This window comes from Extibacter muris, from assembly GCF_004345005.1.
Taxonomy (GTDB): Bacteria; Bacillota; Clostridia; order Lachnospirales; family Lachnospiraceae; genus Extibacter; species Extibacter muris.
In genome coordinates, this window is the sequence record NZ_SMMX01000003.1 from 300,662 (window position 1) to 321,841 (window position 21,180).

At 51.4% G+C, this 21,180-nt stretch carries 15 protein-coding genes; 13 read left to right on the forward strand and 2 right to left on the reverse strand.

The features are described 5' to 3' along the window. Positions 1 to 3: 3 nt before the first annotated feature. Genes rpe through E1963_RS05205 form a run of 5 tightly spaced genes read left to right on the forward strand, consistent with a single transcriptional unit; the run spans position 4 to position 4,395 of the window. Positions 4 to 666: a ribulose-phosphate 3-epimerase gene (rpe, locus tag E1963_RS05185; protein WP_132276002.1), complete on the forward strand. Its 663-nt coding sequence runs from the start codon at positions 4 to 6 to the stop codon at positions 664 to 666. Then, positions 659 to 1,324, forward strand: coding sequence for a thiamine diphosphokinase (locus E1963_RS05190; protein ID WP_132276004.1), 666 nt, complete (start codon positions 659 to 661; stop codon positions 1,322 to 1,324). The genes rpe and E1963_RS05190 overlap by 8 nt, the downstream gene beginning before the upstream one ends. A gap of 59 nt (positions 1,325 to 1,383) precedes the next feature. After that, positions 1,384 to 2,484: a redox-regulated ATPase YchF gene (ychF, locus tag E1963_RS05195; RefSeq protein ID WP_132276006.1), complete on the forward strand. Its 1,101-nt coding sequence runs from the start codon at positions 1,384 to 1,386 to the stop codon at positions 2,482 to 2,484. Between the two features lie 19 nt (positions 2,485 to 2,503). Further along, positions 2,504 to 3,379: a prolipoprotein diacylglyceryl transferase gene (gene lgt / locus E1963_RS05200; protein WP_132276008.1), complete on the forward strand. Its 876-nt coding sequence runs from the start codon at positions 2,504 to 2,506 to the stop codon at positions 3,377 to 3,379. Next, complete coding sequence (locus E1963_RS05205; protein WP_132276010.1) at positions 3,376 to 4,395, forward strand: NUDIX domain-containing protein; 1,020 nt, start codon at positions 3,376 to 3,378, stop codon at positions 4,393 to 4,395. The genes lgt and E1963_RS05205 overlap by 4 nt, the downstream gene beginning before the upstream one ends. A 131-nt stretch (positions 4,396 to 4,526) precedes the next feature. On the opposite strand, the gene E1963_RS05210 is transcribed toward E1963_RS05205, so the two are convergent. Further along, positions 4,527 to 4,970, reverse strand: coding sequence for a hypothetical protein (locus tag E1963_RS05210; protein WP_243117579.1), 444 nt, complete (start codon positions 4,968 to 4,970; stop codon positions 4,527 to 4,529). A gap of 418 nt (positions 4,971 to 5,388) precedes the next feature. Between E1963_RS05210 and E1963_RS05215 the strand changes: the two genes are divergently transcribed. The 5 genes from E1963_RS05215 to hflX all read left to right on the forward strand — a co-directional run bounded on the left by E1963_RS05215 (position 5,389) and on the right by hflX (position 12,004). Next, positions 5,389 to 7,761, forward strand: a complete 2,373-nt coding sequence (locus tag E1963_RS05215) for a heavy metal translocating P-type ATPase (RefSeq protein ID WP_243117580.1) — start codon at positions 5,389 to 5,391, stop codon at positions 7,759 to 7,761. A gap of 173 nt (positions 7,762 to 7,934) precedes the next feature. Continuing rightward, a complete protein-coding gene (locus E1963_RS05220) occupies positions 7,935 to 8,294 on the forward strand; it encodes an ArsR/SmtB family transcription factor (protein ID WP_066573773.1) in 360 nt (119 codons plus the stop codon). A gap of 76 nt (positions 8,295 to 8,370) precedes the next feature. Then, on the forward strand, positions 8,371 to 10,188 hold the full coding sequence (locus E1963_RS05225; RefSeq protein ID WP_243117581.1) for a heavy metal translocating P-type ATPase: 1,818 nt from the start codon (positions 8,371 to 8,373) through the stop codon (positions 10,186 to 10,188). Positions 10,189 to 10,196: 8 nt separating this feature from the next. After that, entirely contained in the window at positions 10,197 to 10,724 is a 528-nt protein-coding gene (locus tag E1963_RS05230; protein ID WP_132276014.1) for a tetratricopeptide repeat protein, read from the forward strand. Between the two features lie 5 nt (positions 10,725 to 10,729). Further along, positions 10,730 to 12,004 (forward strand): GTPase HflX, encoded by a 1,275-nt coding sequence (gene hflX / locus E1963_RS05235; protein WP_132276016.1) that lies wholly within the window; start codon positions 10,730 to 10,732, stop codon positions 12,002 to 12,004. On the opposite strand, the gene E1963_RS05240 is transcribed toward hflX, so the two are convergent. After that, positions 11,950 to 12,795: an AraC family transcriptional regulator gene (locus E1963_RS05240; protein ID WP_132276018.1), complete on the reverse strand. Its 846-nt coding sequence runs from the start codon at positions 12,793 to 12,795 to the stop codon at positions 11,950 to 11,952. The genes hflX and E1963_RS05240 overlap by 55 nt on opposite strands. 167 nt (positions 12,796 to 12,962) lie before the next feature. On the opposite strand from E1963_RS05240, the gene dapF reads away from it, so the two are divergent. The 3 genes from dapF to addA are packed head-to-tail and all read left to right on the forward strand — an operon-like array spanning position 12,963 to position 20,809. Further along, positions 12,963 to 13,820: a diaminopimelate epimerase gene (gene dapF, locus E1963_RS05245; protein ID WP_066573789.1), complete on the forward strand. Its 858-nt coding sequence runs from the start codon at positions 12,963 to 12,965 to the stop codon at positions 13,818 to 13,820. A gap of 27 nt (positions 13,821 to 13,847) precedes the next feature. Beyond that, entirely contained in the window at positions 13,848 to 17,198 is a 3,351-nt protein-coding gene (locus tag E1963_RS05250) for a PD-(D/E)XK nuclease family protein (RefSeq protein WP_132276020.1), read from the forward strand. Beyond that, entirely contained in the window at positions 17,195 to 20,809 is a 3,615-nt protein-coding gene (gene addA, locus E1963_RS05255; RefSeq protein WP_132276022.1) for a helicase-exonuclease AddAB subunit AddA, read from the forward strand. The genes E1963_RS05250 and addA overlap by 4 nt, the downstream gene beginning before the upstream one ends. Positions 20,810 to 21,180: the final 371 nt, after the last annotated feature.

A 21,180-nucleotide genomic window follows, 5' to 3' on the forward strand; every position in this document is an offset into this window, starting at 1 on the left:
TTTATGGATTATATTCTGGCGCCGTCAATTCTGGCGGCCGACTTTGCCGTGCTGGGCGAAGAGATGAGGCGAACGGCGGACAATGGGGCAAGATATCTGCACTTTGATGTGATGGACGGAATGTTTGTGCCGAGCATCTCATTTGGCATGCCGGTCCTTAAGTCTATCCATGAGGTGACAGAGCAGGTGATGGACGCGCATCTTATGGTACAGGAGCCCGTGAGGTATGTCGAGGATTTCAGGGATGCGGGAGCTGATATCGTGACGGTCCATCTGGAGGCATGTGAAGACGTAGGTGCGACACTTAAGAAGATCAAAGAGTGCGGGATGAAGGCAGGTCTGTCCATCTGCCCGGAGACCGGGGTCTGTGCGGTCGAAGAGTATATCCCGGACATCGACATGCTGCTCGTGATGAGCGTGCATCCTGGATTCGGAGGACAGAAGTTTATTCCCGAGTCTCTCACTAAGATCAGAGACATCCGGAACATGGCAGTGGCACAGGGCAGGGAGCTGGACATCCAGGTGGACGGCGGCATCTATCTGAGCAATGTGCGTGAAGTGCTGGATGCCGGCGCGAACATAATCGTTGCCGGTTCCGCCATATTCAAAGGAGACCCGGAAAAGAATACAAGGGAATTTATGGAGATATTAAAAAGCTATGAGTAAGAAGATTGTGATTGTGAGCGGCGGTGAACTTAATGAACAGCTGGCATTATCCTATCTGGACGAAGAGAGCGGCAGCTATGTGATAGGTGTGGATAAGGGGATGGAATTCCTGTATAGCCACCAGATCGCGCCGGATTATATCGTTGGGGACTTCGACAGTGTAAACCCTGGGATAGCAGAGTATTACCGCACGCAGACGAATGTGCCGGTAAGAGAATTCAACCCGGTGAAGGATGCGTCTGATACAGAGATTGCCGTGAGGCTTGCCATGACGCTCGGAGGGAAAGAGCTGATTATCCTTGGGGCTACCGGCGGACGGATCGACCATCTGTGGGCTAATGTGCAGACGCTTGCCGTACCTTTCAAAGCCGGCGTCAAAGCATATATTATTGATACGCAGAACCGGATCAGCCTTATCGGCGGTGAGACGCATCTGAAAAAGGAAGAGGCGTACGGGCCTTACTTTTCCGTGTTTCCGCTTGGCGAAACCGTGTATGGTTTTAACATTACCGGAGCAAAATATCCGTTGAAGGACCATACGCTGACTCCGTATGACAGCCTTTGCGTCAGCAATCAGATAGACGCGGAGGAAGTGGTAATCGAGTTTGGCGGCGGCACGGTCATACTTATGGAGACAAGAGACAGCAAAGGGGCCTGACCCTTTAAAGGAGGGGTCAGGCCCCTCTTAAAAATATATGCAAAGAGAGGACATGACAGATGAAGTTAGGAATTGTAGGATTACCTAATGTCGGAAAGAGTACATTATTTAATTCATTGACAAAGGCAGGAGCAGAATCGGCCAACTACCCATTCTGCACGATCGACCCGAATGTAGGGGTCGTGACAGTGCCGGACGAGAGGCTGAGCGTGCTTGGGGAGATGTACCACACGAAGAAGATCATTCCGGCTGCCATAGAGTTTGTAGACATCGCAGGACTTGTCAAAGGAGCTTCCAAAGGAGAGGGGCTTGGCAACCAGTTCCTCGCGAATATACGCGAAGTGGATGCTATCGTGCACGTTGTCCGCTGCTTTGAGGACGGCAATATCGTACATGTTGACGGAAATATAGATCCTCTGCGGGATATTGAGACGATCAATCTGGAGCTTATCTTTTCTGACCTGGAGATTCTGGAGAGAAGGATATCCAAGACGGCGAAGGTCGCCAGAAATGACAAATCGGCAGCAAAAGAGCTTGTGCTTCTGGAGAAGATAAAGGCGCATCTGGAAGATAACAGGCTGGCTAAGACATTTGACGGCGCAGAGGATGACGAAGAGGAGGAGTGGCTGAAGAGCTATAATCTGCTCACTTACAAGCCTGTCATATATGCTGGGAATGTGGCAGAAGACGACCTTGCGGACGACGGGGCCGCCAATGCGGGAGTCCAGGCGGTCCGCGAGTACGCCTCAAAAGAAGAGAGCGAGGTATTCGTCGTCTGTGCCCAGATAGAGCAGGAGATAGCAGAGCTGGATGACGAGGAAAAGAAGATGTTTCTCGAGGAGCTTGGACTGGAAGAATCCGGCCTCGAAAAATTGATAAAAGCAAGCTACAGGCTCCTTGGCCTGATCAGCTATCTGACGGCAGGAGAGCCGGAAGTGCGGGCCTGGACGATAACGGAAGGGACAAAAGCGCCTCAGGCGGCAGGCAAGATCCACACGGATTTTGAACGAGGGTTCATCCGCGCCGAGGTAGTCTCCTACGATGACCTGATGGCATGCAAGAGCCATGCGGCAGCCAAAGAAAAAGGGCTGGTCAGGCTGGAAGGAAAAGATTACGTTGTCAAGGACGGAGATATCATGTTGTTCCGGTTTAATGTATAAAAGGAAGAGGGGATTATAAATGCACAGGACGATTGACTTTCCTAATATTGGAATTCATCTGAAGTCTGTCGGAGACCACATAACGGTATTTGGATTTGATATAACTTATTACGGTATGCTTATCGGTCTGGGGATACTGGCAGGCATATTTATTGCTGCCGCCGAAGCGAAGCGGAGCGGGCAGAATTCGGAAGACTATTTCGATCTGGCCATCTATGCCGTCATATTTTCCATTATCGGGGCCAGGATCTATTATGTCATATTTTCATGGGATATGTATAAGGACGACCTGCTCAGCATCTTCAACACGAGGCAAGGCGGGCTTGCCATATACGGAGGCGTGATTGCAGCCGTCATCACGGTAATCATATACGCCCGTATTAAAAAGATGTCGGCTCCTCTTATATTTGATACCGCGGGGCTTGGCCTTGTGGCAGGGCAGATGATTGGCCGATGGGGCAACTTTTTCAACAGGGAGGCATTCGGGGAATATACGAACAACCTGTTAGCCATGAAGCTGCCGGTTGATGCTGTGCGGGGCTCGGATATTACGGAACTTATGCGCAAGCATATGGAACAGGTTGACGGCGTCTCATATATACAGGTACATCCTACTTTTTTATATGAGTCGCTCTGGTGCCTGATGGTGCTTGTCATCATGCTCATATACCGCAAGTATAAAAAGTTCGACGGTGAAGTGTTCCTCATCTACCTGCTCGGATATGGTGTCGGACGGGCCTGGATCGAGGGTCTGCGCACCGACCAGCTGCTGCTTCCGGGCGTGGGACGGCCGGTGTCCCAGGTGCTGGCAGGGATAATCGCTGTCGTATCGTTAGGGCTGATTATCTACAAACGCTTCAAAATCAGGCAGGAGACAGAAAGGGAACAGAGATGACAAGTCTGAGTACGCTTTGCTACATGGAACGTGATGGCAAATATCTGATGCTTCACAGGACGGTGAAGAAAAATGATGTCAACAAAGACAAGTGGATTGGCGTTGGCGGGCATTTCGAGACAGATGAAAGCCCTGAGGAATGCCTGCTCAGGGAAGTGCGGGAGGAGACGGGCTATACGCTGACATCTTACAGATTCCGTGGTATCGTCACTTTCGTGTCAGGAAACGGTGTGACAGAGTACATGTCCCTGTTTACCGCAGACGGTTTTGAAGGCGAGCCGGTACCTTGTGATGAAGGCGAGCTTGCATGGGTTGATATTGATGACGTATGGAGCCTGAACATATGGGAAGGCGATAAGATTTTTTTCCGGCTCATGGATGAACGGGAACAGTTCTTTTCGCTAAAGCTCGTGTACGACGGACATGACAAGCTCGTATCGGCTTCTCTTGACGGCAGGCCGATGGAACTGTTCGACGTCCGTAACCCGGACGGAAGTCCGTCCGGAATCGTAAGAGAGCGGGGCATCGTCCATCGGGAGGGAAGCCTTCACGCAACAGCCCACATATGGGTCGTACGGGAGAATGACAAAAGCGGATATGATGTGCTGCTTCAGAAGAGAAGCGCATGCAAAGACTCAAATCCCGGCTATTATGATATCTCTGCCGCCGGCCATCTTCCAGCGGGGGACGATTACCTCCCCTCTGCGGTCCGGGAGCTTGCAGAAGAGCTTGGAATCATAGCAGAGGAAGAGGAGCTTCAATACGTCGGCATCCACCACGGAGGCTTTGAAGATGTGTTCTACGGCAAGCCGTTCAAGGATGATGAGCTGAGCGCCGTCTATGTGTACAGCAGGCCGGTACAGGCCGATAAACTGCAGCTGCAGGAATCCGAGGTTGAGGAGGTAATATGGATAGACTACGAAGAATGCATGAAAAGGATTGCTGATGGTACGCTTAAGAACTGTATCTATGCAGATGAGTTCGAGATGGTTGGAAAATATCTCGGTGTCCTCTGAATTTAAGTAATGTAGACGCCGATGGAGAGGTATGGGACAGATGCTGCGATGCGTCCGGGAACTGCTACTATCACACAGATTCCTAAGCCTGTGGAGTGTTCGCCGATAGCGGCTCTCACCCCGCAGCCACTTCATTTAAGTTCCTGAATGAGCTCCTGGATCACCTCTTCAGTCTCTTCCAGAGCATCGGCGATTTCTTCGACAGTCTTCCCTCTTTCAAGCTTCTTTCTGACCAGGTCTTTTAATTTATTCCGGGCACCATTCTGTAAACCTTCTTGTAAACCTTCCTGCAGCCCCTTTTTCCTTGCCTCTTCTTTCTCATAGTATTTCTCTTCCCATGCCTGCATATACTTCACCCCGACTTCTTCACTATTGCGTACCTTCCGGACCCGGCCGTGGATGCGGCGGATGCGTTCGCTCCCGGCATGTTCCGCCGCCTCGTCCGTCGTATGCTCCACATAGTGCAGGAATTCCGCCAGCTCCTGTGAGACCTCATCATCATTCGTTCCACGGGTGTTCAGGAAGATCCGGGGCGCTCCGTCTTCGAGGACGCATCCCGGCTCTTCCTCGCACACGGTCCGTAAGGTTCAGTTTGTTTAATGGTATCAGCTTTTGTCTTTTGTTCATATGGTTCTCCTTCATTTTATCATACTTTATCCACGGTAAACAGACGGAAAACAAAAGAACAGCCACATAGGCATCCCTCCTTCACATGAAAAAATTGCTACAAACATCGGATAGGTACGGCGATCTGCCGTAGATGAATTAGATAAATCAGAATGTTTGAGTTGTACACGTATATTAACATAGCTTGCTACTCTGTTCAAGCAGAATACGGGGAATATCAGAAATGCATGTACGACTAGGAAAGTTTTAAAAATCTATTGACATTCATACAGATGTGTGGTTATATTAAAGCATAACATATGAATGATTGTTCATATGTTCATAAAAACAATTAATGCCATTTTAAAATGTTCAGGAGGATTAGTTATGTCAGCAGTTGAGAGAAAAGCATTGGATGTTTGCGGATGTGGATGCGGCCATGCTCATCACGGCGATGACGGGCAGGAATGCCATGATGGACACCGTCATGACCACAGCCAAGAACATACGCATGCATATAATGACCATCACGAACATATAGACGAAGAACCCTACATCCACGACCATGCGTGCAGCGGCCATGATGAGTGCCATGGCCATCATCACGAGGAAGTGGTGCATACAGGCCGTGAATTCGCCCATGTGGGCCAAGATGTGCCACAGAAAGTATATATACTGAAGAACCTGAGCTGTGCAAACTGTGCGGCCAAGATGGAACAAGAGATACGAAAGATGCCGGAAGTAGAGATGGCGACCATCACTTATGCGACAAAGCAGCTGAAGGTGGCAGCCAGAGAACAGGAGAAGCTGCTTCCGAGATTCCGGGAAATATGCCGTTCTATAGAAAGTGAAGTGACCGTCACCCCGAGAGACGAGGTGCAGAGACAGCCGCGACAGGAACATGCCGGATTTTTCGTGGATAACAGGGCGGACGTCCTTGCTATCGCAGGGGGAGCCATCCTGTTCGTCGCAGGAGAGATGCTGGAACGGACCGCCTCCAATCCGATGATTGCCTCGGCGGCATTTATCATCGCTTATATACTGCTCGGATGTGGGATTGTATTTACAGCGGTGAAGAACCTTTCTAAAGGGCATGTGTTTGATGAGAACTTTCTTATGAGCGTGGCTACCCTGGCCGCATTTGCCATCGGGGATTTCGCAGAAGCGGTCGGAGTCATGCTGTTCTACCGGGTCGGTGAATTGTTCGAGCATATTGCGGTAGAGCGAAGCCGCTCCCAGATTATGGATGCGGTGGACTTAAGGCCTGAGGTCGTCAATCTGGTACATGGTGAAGCGGTTGACGTGATACCGGCCGGGGAAGCAGAAGCCGGTGACTTGATTCTTGTACGGCCGGGTGACCGTATACCGCTGGACGGGCGCGTGGAGGAAGGAGAGAGCCGCATCGATACATCTCCGGTAACTGGAGAACCTGTACCGGTAAGCGTAAAGCCGGGGATGGAAGTTATATCGGGATGTGTCAATGAGCAGGGCGTACTAAAGGTAAGGGTCGAAAAGCCATTGAGTGAATCTATGGTGTCAAGAATTCTGGATTCCGTTGAGAACGCGGCGGCCAGCAAGCCGAAGATTGATAAATTCATCACCAAATTTGCGAGAGTGTATACTCCGATAGTAGTGGCAGCAGCTGTGGCGACGGCTATCATACCGTCGCTTATAACCGGAGACTGGAACCACTGGGTATATACGGCCATCACCTTCCTTGTAATCAGCTGTCCGTGTGCACTCGTACTCAGCGTTCCACTTGCATTCTTCTCGGGCATTGGAGCTGGCTCCCGGCGCGGGATACTGTTCAAGGGCGGAGTGGCAATCGAGGCGCTGAAAAGCGTGAAAGCTATCGTCATGGATAAGACAGGTACGATTACCAAAGGCAGTTTTGAAGTACAGCAGGCGACTGCTGTAGGCCGGTTTACCGAGAAGCAGGTGCTTACGATGGCGGCTGACTGCGAACTCGACTCCTCCCATCCGATTGGAAGCAGCATCGTGAAAGCGGCGCGGGAGATGAAGCTGGAGCTCATAAGACCGGAGAAGTCAGAAGAAATATCCGGTAAAGGTGTGCGTGCCGTATTCCGTGACGGTGAAGTGCTCTGTGGAAATAAGGCGCTGATGGAGATGCATGGAGTAGATACTGTGGCGTACAGGAAGAAGGGGTACGGGACGGAAGTCCTCGTAGCCGTAAGCGGGGAGCTGGCAGGATGGCTCGTCATTGCAGACGTAGTCAAGGAGGAGGCCAGAGAAGCTATCGGCATGCTCAAAGGCAGGAATCTGGTGACAGCTATGCTTACCGGAGATGCCAGAGACAGTGCGGCGGCCGTGGCTGATATGACTGGAATCGACGAGGTGCATGCACAGCTTCTGCCGGAGGATAAGCTTCACGAACTAAAGAGGATACGCCAAGAACATGGGCCTGTCATGTTTGTCGGAGACGGCATCAATGATGCTCCGGTACTGGCCGGCGCCGATGTAGGCGCCGCGATGGGAAGCGGTGCGGACGCGGCGATAGAGGCGGCCGATGTCGTGTTTATGACATCCTCCGTGACGGCGATACCAGAATCCATCGGCATAGCCAACGCGACAGGAAGAATCGCGATGCAAAATGTTACGTTTGCCTTGGCGCTGAAACTGCTGATCATGGTACTCGGGTTTGCCGGTATGGCGAATATGTGGATGGCGGTATTCGCAGATACGGGGGTAGCCATGCTCTGCGTACTGAATTCTATCCGTATCTTGTATAAACGGGTGTGATGATGGAATAACAGCAGTTCGATAAGTGAAGGATATTAATAGAGAAAGATGACACCGAGATTACAAAAATGTTAATTTTGGTGTCATTTTAGTAAAATGGTTGAAAAGGGATGTCCCATGTTGCATAATTAACAAGTGAACGGATATTCATATGATATGAAAGGACGGAATAAATGAGGAAACCAGAAGCTGAATGCTGCGAGGCAGTCTGCATCCACGATGATGTGATTGACAGAGTAAGCAGGCAGATGCCTCCGCAGGAGAGAATGAAAGAACTGGCTGATTTCTATAAAGTGTTTGCAGATGCCACGAGGATCCGCATCTTATGCGTGCTTCTGGAATCGGAGATGTGTGTCTGCGATCTGGCAGAGGTGCTGGAGATGACGCAGTCTGCCATCTCGCATCAGCTTCGTGTACTGAAGCAGGCGAAGCTTGTGAAGAACCGCAGGGACGGCAAGACGGTGTATTACTCGCTGGCGGATGGGCATATACAGACAATTATTAGTCAGGGAATGGAGCATATTACGGAGTAGACAACATATATATACAAAAAAGGAAAGTGGAATGACCAGGCAATTGAAACAGAGACTTTTAATATATGGTTCAGGCGTGTTTATATACATTTGCGCTGTTGCGGCGACGATACAGTATACATTGTCTGACTGGGTGAAGTTCATATTGTTTTTGACGGCATATCTTGTGATAGGCTTTGATGCTTTCCGCCAGCTTGCTGACAATCTGATGAAAAGAGAGATATTCTCCGAGTATCTGCTGATTATCCTGGCGACGGTAGGGGCGTTCGGGGTACAGAGATATACGGAGGGTGTGCTTGTCATGCTATTGTTCGAGCTCGGGATGATGTTCGAGGCAGTGTCGACGGACAGTGCCAAGCGATCCATCGAGCAGATGATCGACATACGGCCCGGGTATGCGACGAGGAAAGTGCGCGGCAAAGAGACGAGGGTGGATCCGTCGGAACTCAAGCTGAGACATATCATCATCGTCAAGCCGGGGGAGAGGATCCCGGTCGATGCTGTCGTCACCGCAGGGACATCTACGGTGGATACGAAGGCGCTGACAGGAGAGTACATGCCTCAGACGGTAGAGCCAGGGGATGAGATATACGGAGGCTGCATCAACCTGAGTGGCGTCATCGAAGCAAGAGTGAGCCGCATCTACCAGAACTCTACGGTGTCCAAAGTGATGGAGATGGTGGAAGAGGCGCAGAATAACAAGGCCGAGAGCGAGACGTTCGTCACGAAGTTTTCAAGGGTGTACACGCCGGTGATGATCGTATGTGCCCTTTTCATCATGATATATCCATCACTGACATTCTCTTACGGCAACTGGGACACGTGGATATACAGAGGCCTGATCTTCCTTGTCGTGGCGTGCCCATGCGGACTGGTCCTGTCCATACCGCTCGCTTTTCTTGCCGGTATCGCATCTGCGGCCCGTCAGGGTATCGTCGTAAAAGGAGGAAATTACCTGGAGTTTCTGGCGAAGGCGGATACATTTATATTTGATAAGACGGGGACACTGACAGAAGGCGTCTTTAACGTCAAAGAGATAAAAGCAGAGGGCATGACAGAAGAGGAGCTTCTGGAGATGGCGGCCCATGTAGAGAGCTATTCCAACCATCCGATTGCACAGTCCCTGCTCGCTGCATATGACGGCAGGCTGGACAAATCACGGGTGCGGAGAGTCAAAGAAGCCCCCGGCTTCGGTATCAGTGCCACGTATGACGGGAAGCGTGTGCACATCGGCAATTACCGGATGCTGGAGAAGCAGAATATAGAACGCAGCAGGATAAGACGTCCGGGAACCGTAATCTATCTCGTGGCGGATAAGAAATATGCGGGTTACATAGTCATCGCAGATTCAGTGAAGGAAGACGCGGGCCCGCTCATGCAGTACCTGAAGGAAAAGTGCCGGGCGGTACTTGTGATGCTGACAGGGGACAATGAAGCTTCAGGAATGGAAGTTGCCGAAGCGCTGGATATGGATTATGCTTATACGGATCTGATGCCGGAAGAGAAGCTGGAACAGATAGAGGACTTCCTCGGTCTGCAGGATAAGATGGAAAAGCTCGTATGCGTCGGGGACGGCATCAATGATGCTCCGATTCTGGCCCGTGCGGACGTGGGGATTGCCATGGGCGCCCTGGGCTCGGCAGCAGCTATTGAGGCGGCGGATGTTGTTCTCATGGAAGACGAACTTATAAGAATAAAGGATGCTATCCGTATCTCCAAGGAGACGCTCAGGGTAGTAAGCCAGAATATAGCATTTTCAGTAGGCGTGAAGATAGTGATTCTTCTGCTGGCGGCTGTGGGCTATTTCGGGATGTGGGAAGCGATTCTTGCAGAACTCGGAGTGATGTTCGCGGCTATCCTGAATGCGGTATGGGTAGTCAGATACACGGTATAGGAGGAAATATGAAGAGATATGCGGCCCTCCTGTCTGTGGTGGCATTGAGCGCCGCACTGACAGGGTGCGTGAATAACGATACAAAAGAAGGAGTAGAATACCTCGAAAAGGGAAAATATAAAGAGGCGGTGGAACAGTTTGAACAGGCGGTAGAGGCCGGTCAGAACGTGGGAGAAGCCTACAGGGGCATCGGCATGGCCAAGTGGGAGCAGAAGGACTATGAAGGCGCCCGCGATGCATTCAAACATGCTATCGAAAGCAAAGCAGAAAAGACGGCAGCCATATACAACCTGCTCGGCAGCTGCGAGATGGAGCTTGATAATCCGCAGGGAGCTCTCAGCTATTACAGGCTGGCGCTCTCGGCTGAAGATGCAGACAAGGGGCTCATAAGAGAAGTCAAGTTCAACATGATTGCCGCTTTTGAGCAGTCCGGGGATTGGGAAAGCGCAAGGGCGAAGCTGAAAGAGTATATTGCAGAGTATCCTGACGATGAGAAGGCACAGAAAGAGGCCGAGTTTTTAGAGACGAGACAGTGAGGCATATGATAGATTTAAAAGAAGAAAAAGAACGAGTGATCCTGGTCGGTGTCAGCACGTCGGACCAGGACGATACAAGAAAATCACTGGATGAGCTGGCAGAACTGGCAGCCACGGCAGGGGCGGAGACGGCCGGGCGTGTCATCCAGAGCAGGGAGCAGATGCACCCTGCCACTTATATTGGAAAAGGGAAGCTTACCGAACTGAAGGATCTGATATGGGAGACAGAGGCGACAGGTATCATCTGCGATGACGAACTGTCACCGGCTCAGTTGGGAAATCTCCAGGATGAACTGGATGTTAAGGTCATGGACCGGACATTGGTGATTCTGGACATTTTTGCGTCCAGGGCATCTACCAGCGAGGGTAAGATACAGGTTGAGCTTGCACAGCTTGGGTACCGCCAGTCCAGGCTGACGGGGTTCGGGAAGTCTCTGTCAAGGCTCGGAGGCGGAATCGGAACGAGAGGGCCGGGAGAAAAGAAGCTGGAGATGGACCGACGCCTTATCAAGGGAAGGATAGCCCAGCTGAAGAGGGAACTAAAAGATGTCAAGCGCCATCGTGAAGTTACGAGAGAGCAGCGCAGCAGAAACCAGGTGCCGGTGGCCGCTATCGTCGGGTATACGAATGCGGGCAAATCGTCTCTGTTGAATGCACTTACAGGTGCAGATATACTGGAGGAAGACAAGCTGTTTGCCACACTGGATCCGACGACCCGTGAACTGAAGCTCCCGAGCAAGCAGTCTATCCTTCTTACAGATACGGTAGGATTCATCAGGAAGCTTCCCCACCATCTCATAGAAGCTTTCCGCAGCACACTGGAGGAGGCAAAATACGCGGATATGATACTGCATGTGGTGGACGCGGCCAACCCTCAGATGGATGAACAGATGCATATCGTCTATGAGACGCTGCGCAGCCTGGGCATCAAAGATAAGCCGGTCATTACCATATTCAACAAGCAGGACAAAGATGAAGCGCAGCAGACGGTGCGCGATTTCCAGGCTGATTATACGGTACGGATTTCCGCCAGGACGAAAGAAGGCCTGGCGGAGCTGAAAGAGATGATAGAAGCTGTGCTTCGAGGCCAGAAGGTGCTGATCGAACAGCTATACCCTTATAATGAAGCGGCTAAGCTCCAGCTCATACGGAAGTACGGAGAGCTGATGGCAGAGGAATACAGGGAAGACGGTATCTTTGTGAGCGCATATGTCCCGGTATCAGTCTATGGCAGGGTTAGAAGCGTATCTCTTGGGGATTCTTTGAACAAGGCCTTATAGGCGCGCTGGAAAGTGGAGTAATCTTTAAAGCCGCACTCATAGGCAGCCTGTGCGGCAGAGGTGCCGGACGCTATAAGCTCTCTGCCAAGCAGAAGCCGTTTCTGTGAGATGTAGCTTCCTATCGTGAAGCCGGTTTCCTGCTTGAACAGGCGCATCATATAATATCTGCTTATGTAGAACGTCTCCGCAATGGCATTGATGTTAAGTTCATCCGTAAGGTGTCCGTTGATATATTCGAGGATATCGATGACCTTCGGATTGCAGGCATCCGTGTCGATGAATTCCAGCCGGTTGGACAGTGCAGCCCGGTTGAGGTGGATCATGAATTCAAGGAAGAGCACCTGGCGGTAAAGTGCCGCGGCATACGCGCCGTCCGAAAAGGAACGTTCCAGGCGGGTGATGGATCTGAACAGGGAGCTCTTCTTAAGAGAAGGGATACGCAGGACGTTAGAGCCTGCTTTTTCTGCTTTCTGGAAGCAGCAGCTCAAATCGTATTCTTCAGTCTTATATGCATCCATAAAGTTTGGAGAGATATAGACGATGATACGCTCATACGGATATCGGTTGTCCACGACAAGACGGTGGATATCGTTGTGCTTAACGAGTACGATATCATATGGCTTCAGCTCGTAAGTTCTGCCCTCGACCATATAATTGACGCGGCCGTGTATGAAGATGGTGATCTTGTCGAACTCATGGTAATGGTACTCTACCTCTTTCGTCTCCGTGTCGGTCAGGTGGAACAGCCTAAATTCGCTGTTCAGGTATCCACGTTTTTCATATTCGCCCATCGTTCGCCCTCCTTCTGGAATAATTTTAGCGGAACAGGGCATTATTTGCAATACAGTAAGCATTATTTGTATTGAATTTGAAAATAATGCCTGTTATGATATACATATGATGCAGACTCTGAGCAATCGGAGATACATGAAGACGGTATGTTATGGAGGTAACGAGAATGAAAGTTGTGCTGGAAAGATACCATGGACTCGGGAATGATTATGTGGTGTTCGACCCGAATAAGAATGAACTGGAACTTACGCCGGAAAATGTCCGTATGATCTGCGACAGGAATGCGGGGCTTGGTTCAGACGGCGTCCTGGAAGGGCCGGTTATGAAGGACGAAGGCATGTTCGTAAAGGTCTGGAACCCGGACGGGAGCGAATCTGAGACGAGCGGCAACGGCGTGCGTATCTTTGCCAAATACCTGAAGGACGCGGGGTATGTGCAGAAGAAGCATTTCAAGCTGTTTACAGAGCATGGCCCGGTCGAGGTAGCCTTTTTAAATGAGGACGGCAGCCGTCTCCGCGTGTCTATGGGAAAGCTGTCCTTCTACAGCGATGATATTCCGGTAACCGGAGAGCGGCGGGAAGTCATCAATGAGGATATGGTCTTTGGCAGGACGCTCTATCCGGTAACATGCGTTTCTATCGGCAACCCGCACTGCGTTATCCCGATGAGGGAGATATCGAAGCCGCTCGTATGCAAGATTGGCGACTACGCGGAGATTGCCAGATACTTCCCGAACCGTATCAATACGCAGATCATGCAGGTCATCGATAAGGAAAATATAGCGATAGAGATATATGAAAGAGGAGCAGGGTACACGCTCGCATCCGGTACCGGCGCCTGTGCCGCCGCGGGTGTCGCGTATAAGCTCGGGATGACGAATAATAAAGTGATCGTCCACATGCCGGGAGGAGAGCTTCAGGTAGAAGTAGAGGCGGACTGGAACGTGTATATGACCGGCGACGTGTTCTATGTGGCAAAGATTACCCTCAGCAACGAATTTGTAGAAAAATTAAGAAGCGTATAGTATACTAAGGCATAGGAGGAAAGACCTATGCCTTTACAATTTATATTCGGGCCGTCAGGTTCGGGGAAATCAACCTATCTCTATGAACGTGTCATAGAGGAGTCTCAGCATTATCCGGAACAGAAATTCCTGGTCCTTGTGCCGGAGCAGTTTACCATGCAGACACAGAAGGATCTTGTCAGTATGCATCCCAGCAAAGGAATTATGAATATAGATGTCTTAAGCTTCGGCCGCCTGGCCTACCGTGTGTTCGAGGAGACAGGGGGAGGGGAGCTGCCTGTGCTCGATGACGAGGGGAAGAACCTTATCCTGCGCCGTATCGCAGGCAAGTATGAGGACAGGCTCAAAGTGCTGAAAGGGAACATGAAGAAGCTTGGGTATATCAGCGAAGTCAAATCTGTCATCTCGGAATTCACCCAGTACGACATCGGGGAGGAAGAGCTTGAAAAGGTGATGGAGACTGCAGGAAAGGATTCCAGGCTCTATTATAAGCTTAAGGATATCAGCCTGCTTTATAAAGGCTTCTCCGAATATCTGGAGGAGAGATATATAACGAAAGAGGAGTTGCTGGATGTCTTGAGCCGGGTGGCCGGACAGTCGGAGCTTTTGAAGGGCAGTACGGTGGTGCTGGACGGATTTACTGGCTTTACACCAGTGCAGAACCGGCTGCTGCTTGAACTCCTGCGCTGCTGCAGGGAAGTTGTCGTCACGGTCACGATGGATGACAGGGAGGATCCTTATGTATATAGCCATCCGTACCAGCTGTTTGCAATCAGCAAGCAGATGGTCGCTTCCCTTGTGCGGATCGCCCGCGAATCCTCGATAGAGATGAATGAACCGGTCTGCCTGTATGGCAGGCCTCTGCCCCGTTTCCGCGGTAATGACGCCATGGCATATCTGGAACGCAGTCTGTTCCGCTATGGACGGCATTCCTACACCAGTGCACAGAGTGCAGTGTCTGTGCATGTGGCAAGAAATCCGAGGGAGGAGGCGCTGGCTGTGGCCGGACGCGTGCGGAATCTTGTGCGGACGAAGGGATACAGATACCGTGAAGTGGGTGTTATCGCAAGCGATATGAACATCTACGGCGACTATCTGGAACAGGCTTTTGACCTGTACGATATTCCGGTCTTCATGGACCACAAGCGCAGCATCCTGCTGAACTCCTTTGTCGAATATGTCAGGAGCCTGCTCAATATGGTCCAGCAGAGATTCAGCTATGAGAGCGTGTTCCGCTTTCTGCGCACGGATCTTGCGGGATTTACCGGCGAGGATATTGATGACCTTGAGAACTATGTGATAGGCCTCGGCATCAAAGGCTATAAAAAATGGCAGGAAAAATGGATCCGAAGGACGAAAGGTATGAAGGAAGAGGAGCTGGAACGGCTGAACCATTCCCGGACAGCATTTGTAGAGAAAGTGGACGGCTTCTGCTATGTACTGCGTCAGAGAAGGAAAACGGTCCGGGACATCACGATGGCAGTCTATGAGTTCATGGTACAGGAGGATCTGCAGGTCAAGCTGAAGCGGCAGGAAGAGGAATTCCAGAACAGCGGTGAGCTTGCACTGGCAAGAGAATACGCGCAGGTATACCGTATCGTGCTGGATTTGTTTGACAAGTTCGTAACATTGCTCGGAGATGAGACCGTCAGCCTGGAAGAATATATTAAGCTTCTGGATGCCGGGCTTGAGGAGGCAAGAGTCGGCGTCATACCGCCGAGCCCGGACCAGGTGGTGGCAGGTGACGTGGAGCGTACAAGACTCAAAGATATAAAGGTTCTGTTCTTTGTCGGCGCAAACGATTCTTATCTTCCGGGCGCGCTCGGTCAGGGAGGCCTTCTGTCGGAGCATGACCGGCAGCAGTTTTCCAGAGAGAAGCTCCCATTATCTCCAGGCAGCAAGGAGAAAGCATACATCCAGAAGTTCTATCTGTATATGAATCTGACAAAACCGTCGGATTCTCTGGAAGTATATTACAGCAAGGTGTCGTCTGATGGCAAGAGCAGCAGGCCATCGTATCTGATTCAGGAGCTGAGGCGCCTTTTTCCGCAGCTGTCCGTAGAGGATGAAGAAGGGAGACAGCTTCCTGAGCAGGAGATGACGGAAGAGACTGCTGTGGCGAGGCTCATCGAGGGTATCGGCAATGCACGGATCCAGGCGGATCCAGGCTGGAAAGAACTCTTCTCATGGTACCGGAGGAGCCCGAAATGGCAGAGACGTCTGGACCGGCTGATTGATGCCGCATTTTACGCCTATTCTATGGACGGGCTCACCAAAGAGGCGGCCAGACGGCTATATGGGGATACGTTTGAGGACAGTATCACAAGGATGGAGCGGTATTCCACCTGTGCGTTCGCCCATTTTCTTGCATACGGCCTTGGGCTTGCCGAGAGGCAGGAGTACGAGTTCCAGGCGGTGGATCTGGGCAATGTATGCCACAGCGCGCTTGAGAAGTATTCAAAGCTCGTTGAGGGAACGGGGAGAAGCTGGACGGATATCCGGGAGGAAGAGCAGCGGGAATGGATAGAGCGAAGTGTCGAAGAGGCGGTTGCAGATTACGGCAATTCTGTGCTGTACAGTTCCGCCCGCAACGAATATATGGTAGGACGGATGAAACAGATGCTGTTTCGGACCATATGGGCATTGACCAGACAGTTGTCCGCCGGCGATTTTAAACCGGCCGGCTATGAACTTAGATTTGCCAACGGCAAGATTGACCGGGTGGATACGTGTGAAGATGACGACAAGATATATGTGAAGGTCCTGGATTATAAGACAGGCATGAAGGCATTTGACGTAGTGGCCCTCTACGAAGGCCTGCAGCTCCAGCTTATGGTATATATGGATGCCGCGGTAAAGCTGGAACAGAGGAAAAATCCGGATAAAGAAGTCGTGCCGGCCGGAGTATTCTATTACCGTATCCAGGATCCTATTGTGGAAAAGGCAGCGGGGAAAGAAGAGCGGATGGAGGCGGTCCTTAAGGAACTGAAACCGGACGGGGTCATCAACGAGGAAGAGGAAGTGCTCTCCCATCTGGACAGGGACCGGTCAGGAGAATCACTTGCCATACCGGTAAAATATAATAAAAACGGCAGCCTTGCGAGGGGGTCTAAGACGGTTCCGGAAGAAGATTTCCGTACACTGATGGAATATGCGGTCCGTAAAGTGGCTGATGTGCACCGGGAGATTACGGATGGCGGCACTGCGGTACGGCCTTACAGGAAAGGGCAGGAATCCGGGTGCGATTACTGTGCCTACCGCCATGTGTGCGGGTTCGATGTCAAAGTGCCCGGCTATGCATACAGGGAGCTGGATAAGATGAGCAAAGAGGAGGCCATTGAGGCCATGAGGACGGAGAAAGGAGACACCAGGCCATGAGTGTAGCGTGGACAGAAGAACAACGGAAAGTCAGAGACTTGCGGGACAGGAATATCCTTGTATCAGCCGCGGCTGGATCGGGCAAGACCGCGGTTCTTGTGGAACGGATCATCGCCATGCTCACGGATGTGAAGCACCCGGTATCTGTAGACAGCCTCCTCATCGTTACCTTCACAGAAGCGGCAGCCGCGGAGATGAAGGAACGTATCCGGGACGCAATTGAGCAGAAGCTGGAGGACGATGATACGAACGAGCATCTCAAGACGCAGGCGACATTGATCCACAGTGCCCAGATCACGACAATCCACAGCTTCTGCCTGTCGGTCATACGGGACCATTTCCATGCAATTGATATAGACCCTGGGTTCCGCGTGGGGGAAGAGGGAGAACTGAAACTGATGAAGCACGATGTCCTGGGCCAGGTTCTGGAAGAAAGCTACCAGGAAGGAAGCAGAGCGTTCCTGGAGTTGGTGGAGGCATACGGAGGAGGGAGAGATGACAGGAAGATAGAGGAGCTCGTCCTCAAACTGTATGAATATTCCAGGAGCTATCCGGATGCGGAAGGCTGGCTTGCCTCCTGCGTAGATGCTTATGATATGAAGGATGAAGAAGAGCTGGAAAGCAGCAGATGCATGGAGCTTATCAGGAAGCAGGCCATGCTCTGCATGTCAGATGCCGCAGCCCTTATAGACGAAGCGCTTGACGTGTGCCGGGAGCCGGACGGGCCGTCGGCCTATGAGGAGGCGCTTCTTGCAGACCGGGAGATGGTCAACGTATTTCTTGCAGCCGGATCTTATAGGGAGCTGTATGAGGCTGCGGGAAATGTAAGATGGACGAAGCTTAGGGCAAACAGGGACAAGACAGTGTCAGAAGAGAAGGCAGCTCTTGTCAAGGCAGCCCGGGACGAGGTGAAGAAGACGGTAAATGATTTGTGCGGCCAGTATTTTTACCAGGATGCGGATGGGGCCCTGGATGACATGGCACTGTGCAGGCAGGCCATGTCCATACTGGCTTCGCTTGTGAACAAGTTTGCGTGCAGGTTTGAAGAACAGAAGCGGGCCCAGAATATGATCGATTTCAGCGATATGGAGCAGTACGCGCTCAGAATACTGGCAGACAAAGTGGAAGGCGGCTTTGAGCCGACCGCAGTGGCAAGGGAGTATCAGCAGCGGTTCCGGGAGATCATGATTGATGAATATCAGGACAGCAACCTGATACAGGAGACCATACTCACTAGCGTATCTACCGTATCGCAGGGAAGAAATAATGTCTTTATGGTGGGAGATGTCAAGCAGAGCATCTATCGTTTCCGGCTCTCCAGGCCGGAGCTTTTCATGGAGAAGTTCCATACGTACGATACAGGGGACAGCGAAAGGCAGAGGATCGATCTGCACAAGAACTTCCGGAGCCGCAAGGAAGTCCTTGAAAGTGTCAACTATATATTTGAACAGATCATGACTCCCGCGCTTGGCGGAATCATGTACGACGACGAGGCGGCGCTTTATGCCGGTGCCAGTTTTGAGGAGAGCAGAGAAAAAGGCGGGAATGATACGGAGGTTCTTCTGATTGATACGGATCCTGCCTTATACATGGGTGACAAGGCTACGGAAAAGAAGATGGTTCCGCCATCGGACAGGGAGCTGGAAGCCAGGGCTATCGCAGCAAGGATACGGAGGCTGCTGGAGACCCAGACTGTACGGGATAAGGCCTCTGGAAAGAGCCGTAAAGCGAGATATTCCGATATCGTGATCCTTACCAGAAGTGTGAAGGGGTTCAGCGACGTGTTCTCCGAAGTGCTGAACAAAGAAGGGATCCCGACATATGCCGGAACAAAAGAGGGGTATTTTGAGACGCAGGAAATAGGTGTCCTGCTTGATTATCTGCGCGTGCTGAACAACAGGAAGCAGGATATTCCTCTTGCAGCGGTATTGAAATCACCGTTCTTAGGGCTGTCGGATGAGGAGATGGCCGATATTAAGAATCGGGCCTCGGACCTGCCTTTCCATGAGGCCGTATCCGCTTATGCAGCGCAGGAAGATGCGGCGGCGGGGAGCAGGCTGAAAGAGTGTCTGGACAGGATGGAGCAGTTCCGCAGAAAGGTACCCTACACGCCGATACACGAGCTGCTTCTCATGGTGCTGAAGGAGACGGGATATGAAGAATATGTAACTGCCATGCCCGGCGGGGAGCAGAGGAAAGCGAATCTGCAGATGCTGGTCGAAAAAGCGAGGGCATTTGAATCGACCAGCTATAAAGGCCTGTTCCATTTTATCAGATACATCGAACAGCTGCAGAAGTATGATGTGGATTATGGAGAAGCCAGCCTGGAAGATGAACAGTCCGATACGGTCCGGATCATGACGATACACAAGAGCAAAGGGCTGGAATTTCCGATTGTCTTCGTTTCGGGCATGGGAAAGCAGTTTAATATGATGGATGCCAGAAGCAGTGTCGTGCTCCATGCAAGGCTCGGAGCAGGGCTGGATGCCGTAGATACGGAGTTGCGGACAAAGAGTCCGAGCCTGCTCAAACGGGTCATCCAGAAAGAGGAGATGCTGGACAGCCTCGGTGAAGAGCTCAGAGTGCTTTACGTCGCGCTGACGAGGGCAAAGGAGAAGCTGATCATGACAGGAACGGTGAAAGATGCCGGGAGAAAGCTGGATTCATATGGACTTACGGCCCGACGGAAAGAGCGGCCGCTATCGTTCACCCGTCTTGTGCGGGCTGGCAGCTGCCTTGACTGGATTCTTCCTGCGATGATAAGAAAGACAGAGGATATTCCTGTCAACATAGAACGGATATCAGCAGAGGATCTCGTAAGAGAGTCGGCAGGAGAGTATGTAAAGAGCCGGTTCACGGCAGAAATGCTGAGGCGATGGGATACCGGGCAAGTCTATGACTTGCAGATGAAGGAGCTCATTGAGGAACAATTTTCCTATGAATATCCGTACAGCCTGAGCCAGAACCAGAAATTGAAGTTTACAGTCTCCGAGCTTAAGAAGAGGGCTTATATGGAAGAAGAGGCCGGCGGAATATTATATGAAGAGGAAGAGGTGGTCCCCCTCATCCCGCAATTTCTGAAGGAGGAGGAAGAGCTGAGCGGGGCATCAAGAGGTACGGCTTACCACAGGCTTCTGGAACTGCTCGACTTTGCAGAAGACTATGACGGCACTTTGCTTGGAGAAGAGATTGCAAGATTCAGAAGTGAAGGAAAGCTGACGCAGGATATGGCCGATTGTATCCGTACGGACGATATCCTCCGATTCCTGGGCAGCAGCGCGGGGATACGCATGCGCAGCGCATCGGAGAATCAGAAGCTCTACAAGGAGCAGCCATTCGTGCTCGGCGTGGATGCAAGGGAGATGTATCCGGACGAGGCGGAGGGAGAGCTGATACTGGTACAGGGGATCATAGACGTGTACTTTGAAGAAGAGGATGGCCTCGTCGTGCTGGACTATAAGACGGACAAGGTAAAAAGCGCCCAAGAGCTGAAGGAAAAGTACCATGCACAGCTTGACTATTATGCCAGGGCGCTGGAACAGGTGACCGGTAAGCACGTAAAAGAGAAGATCATCTATTCCTTTACGCTGCAGGAGGAGATAGAGGTTTAGGTAAAGGAGGCGCCGCTGGGGAGGTATGGGGCAGATGCTGCGATGCGTCCGGGAACTGCGACTATCACACAGATTCCTAAGCCTGTGGGGGGGGGTCGCCGATAGCGGCTCTCACCCCACGGGCAAAGGAATCTGGTGAGGATTCTCCGTCCCTTCCGCTTAGACCTGCGCATCTGCCCCATACCTCCCCAGCGGCTATCTACTTTACTGGCACGGGCGGAGGTGGCTGTGTGGCACTGCTGGTTGATGGAAGTGCTTTGGTTGTGTTAATATATTGATATAAGGCAAAGCAAGTTGATAACCTTGGTTGGTAATAACATAATGAAGAAGAGCCGGAATCAGGTACGAGGATGCTGAGATGACATCCCCTA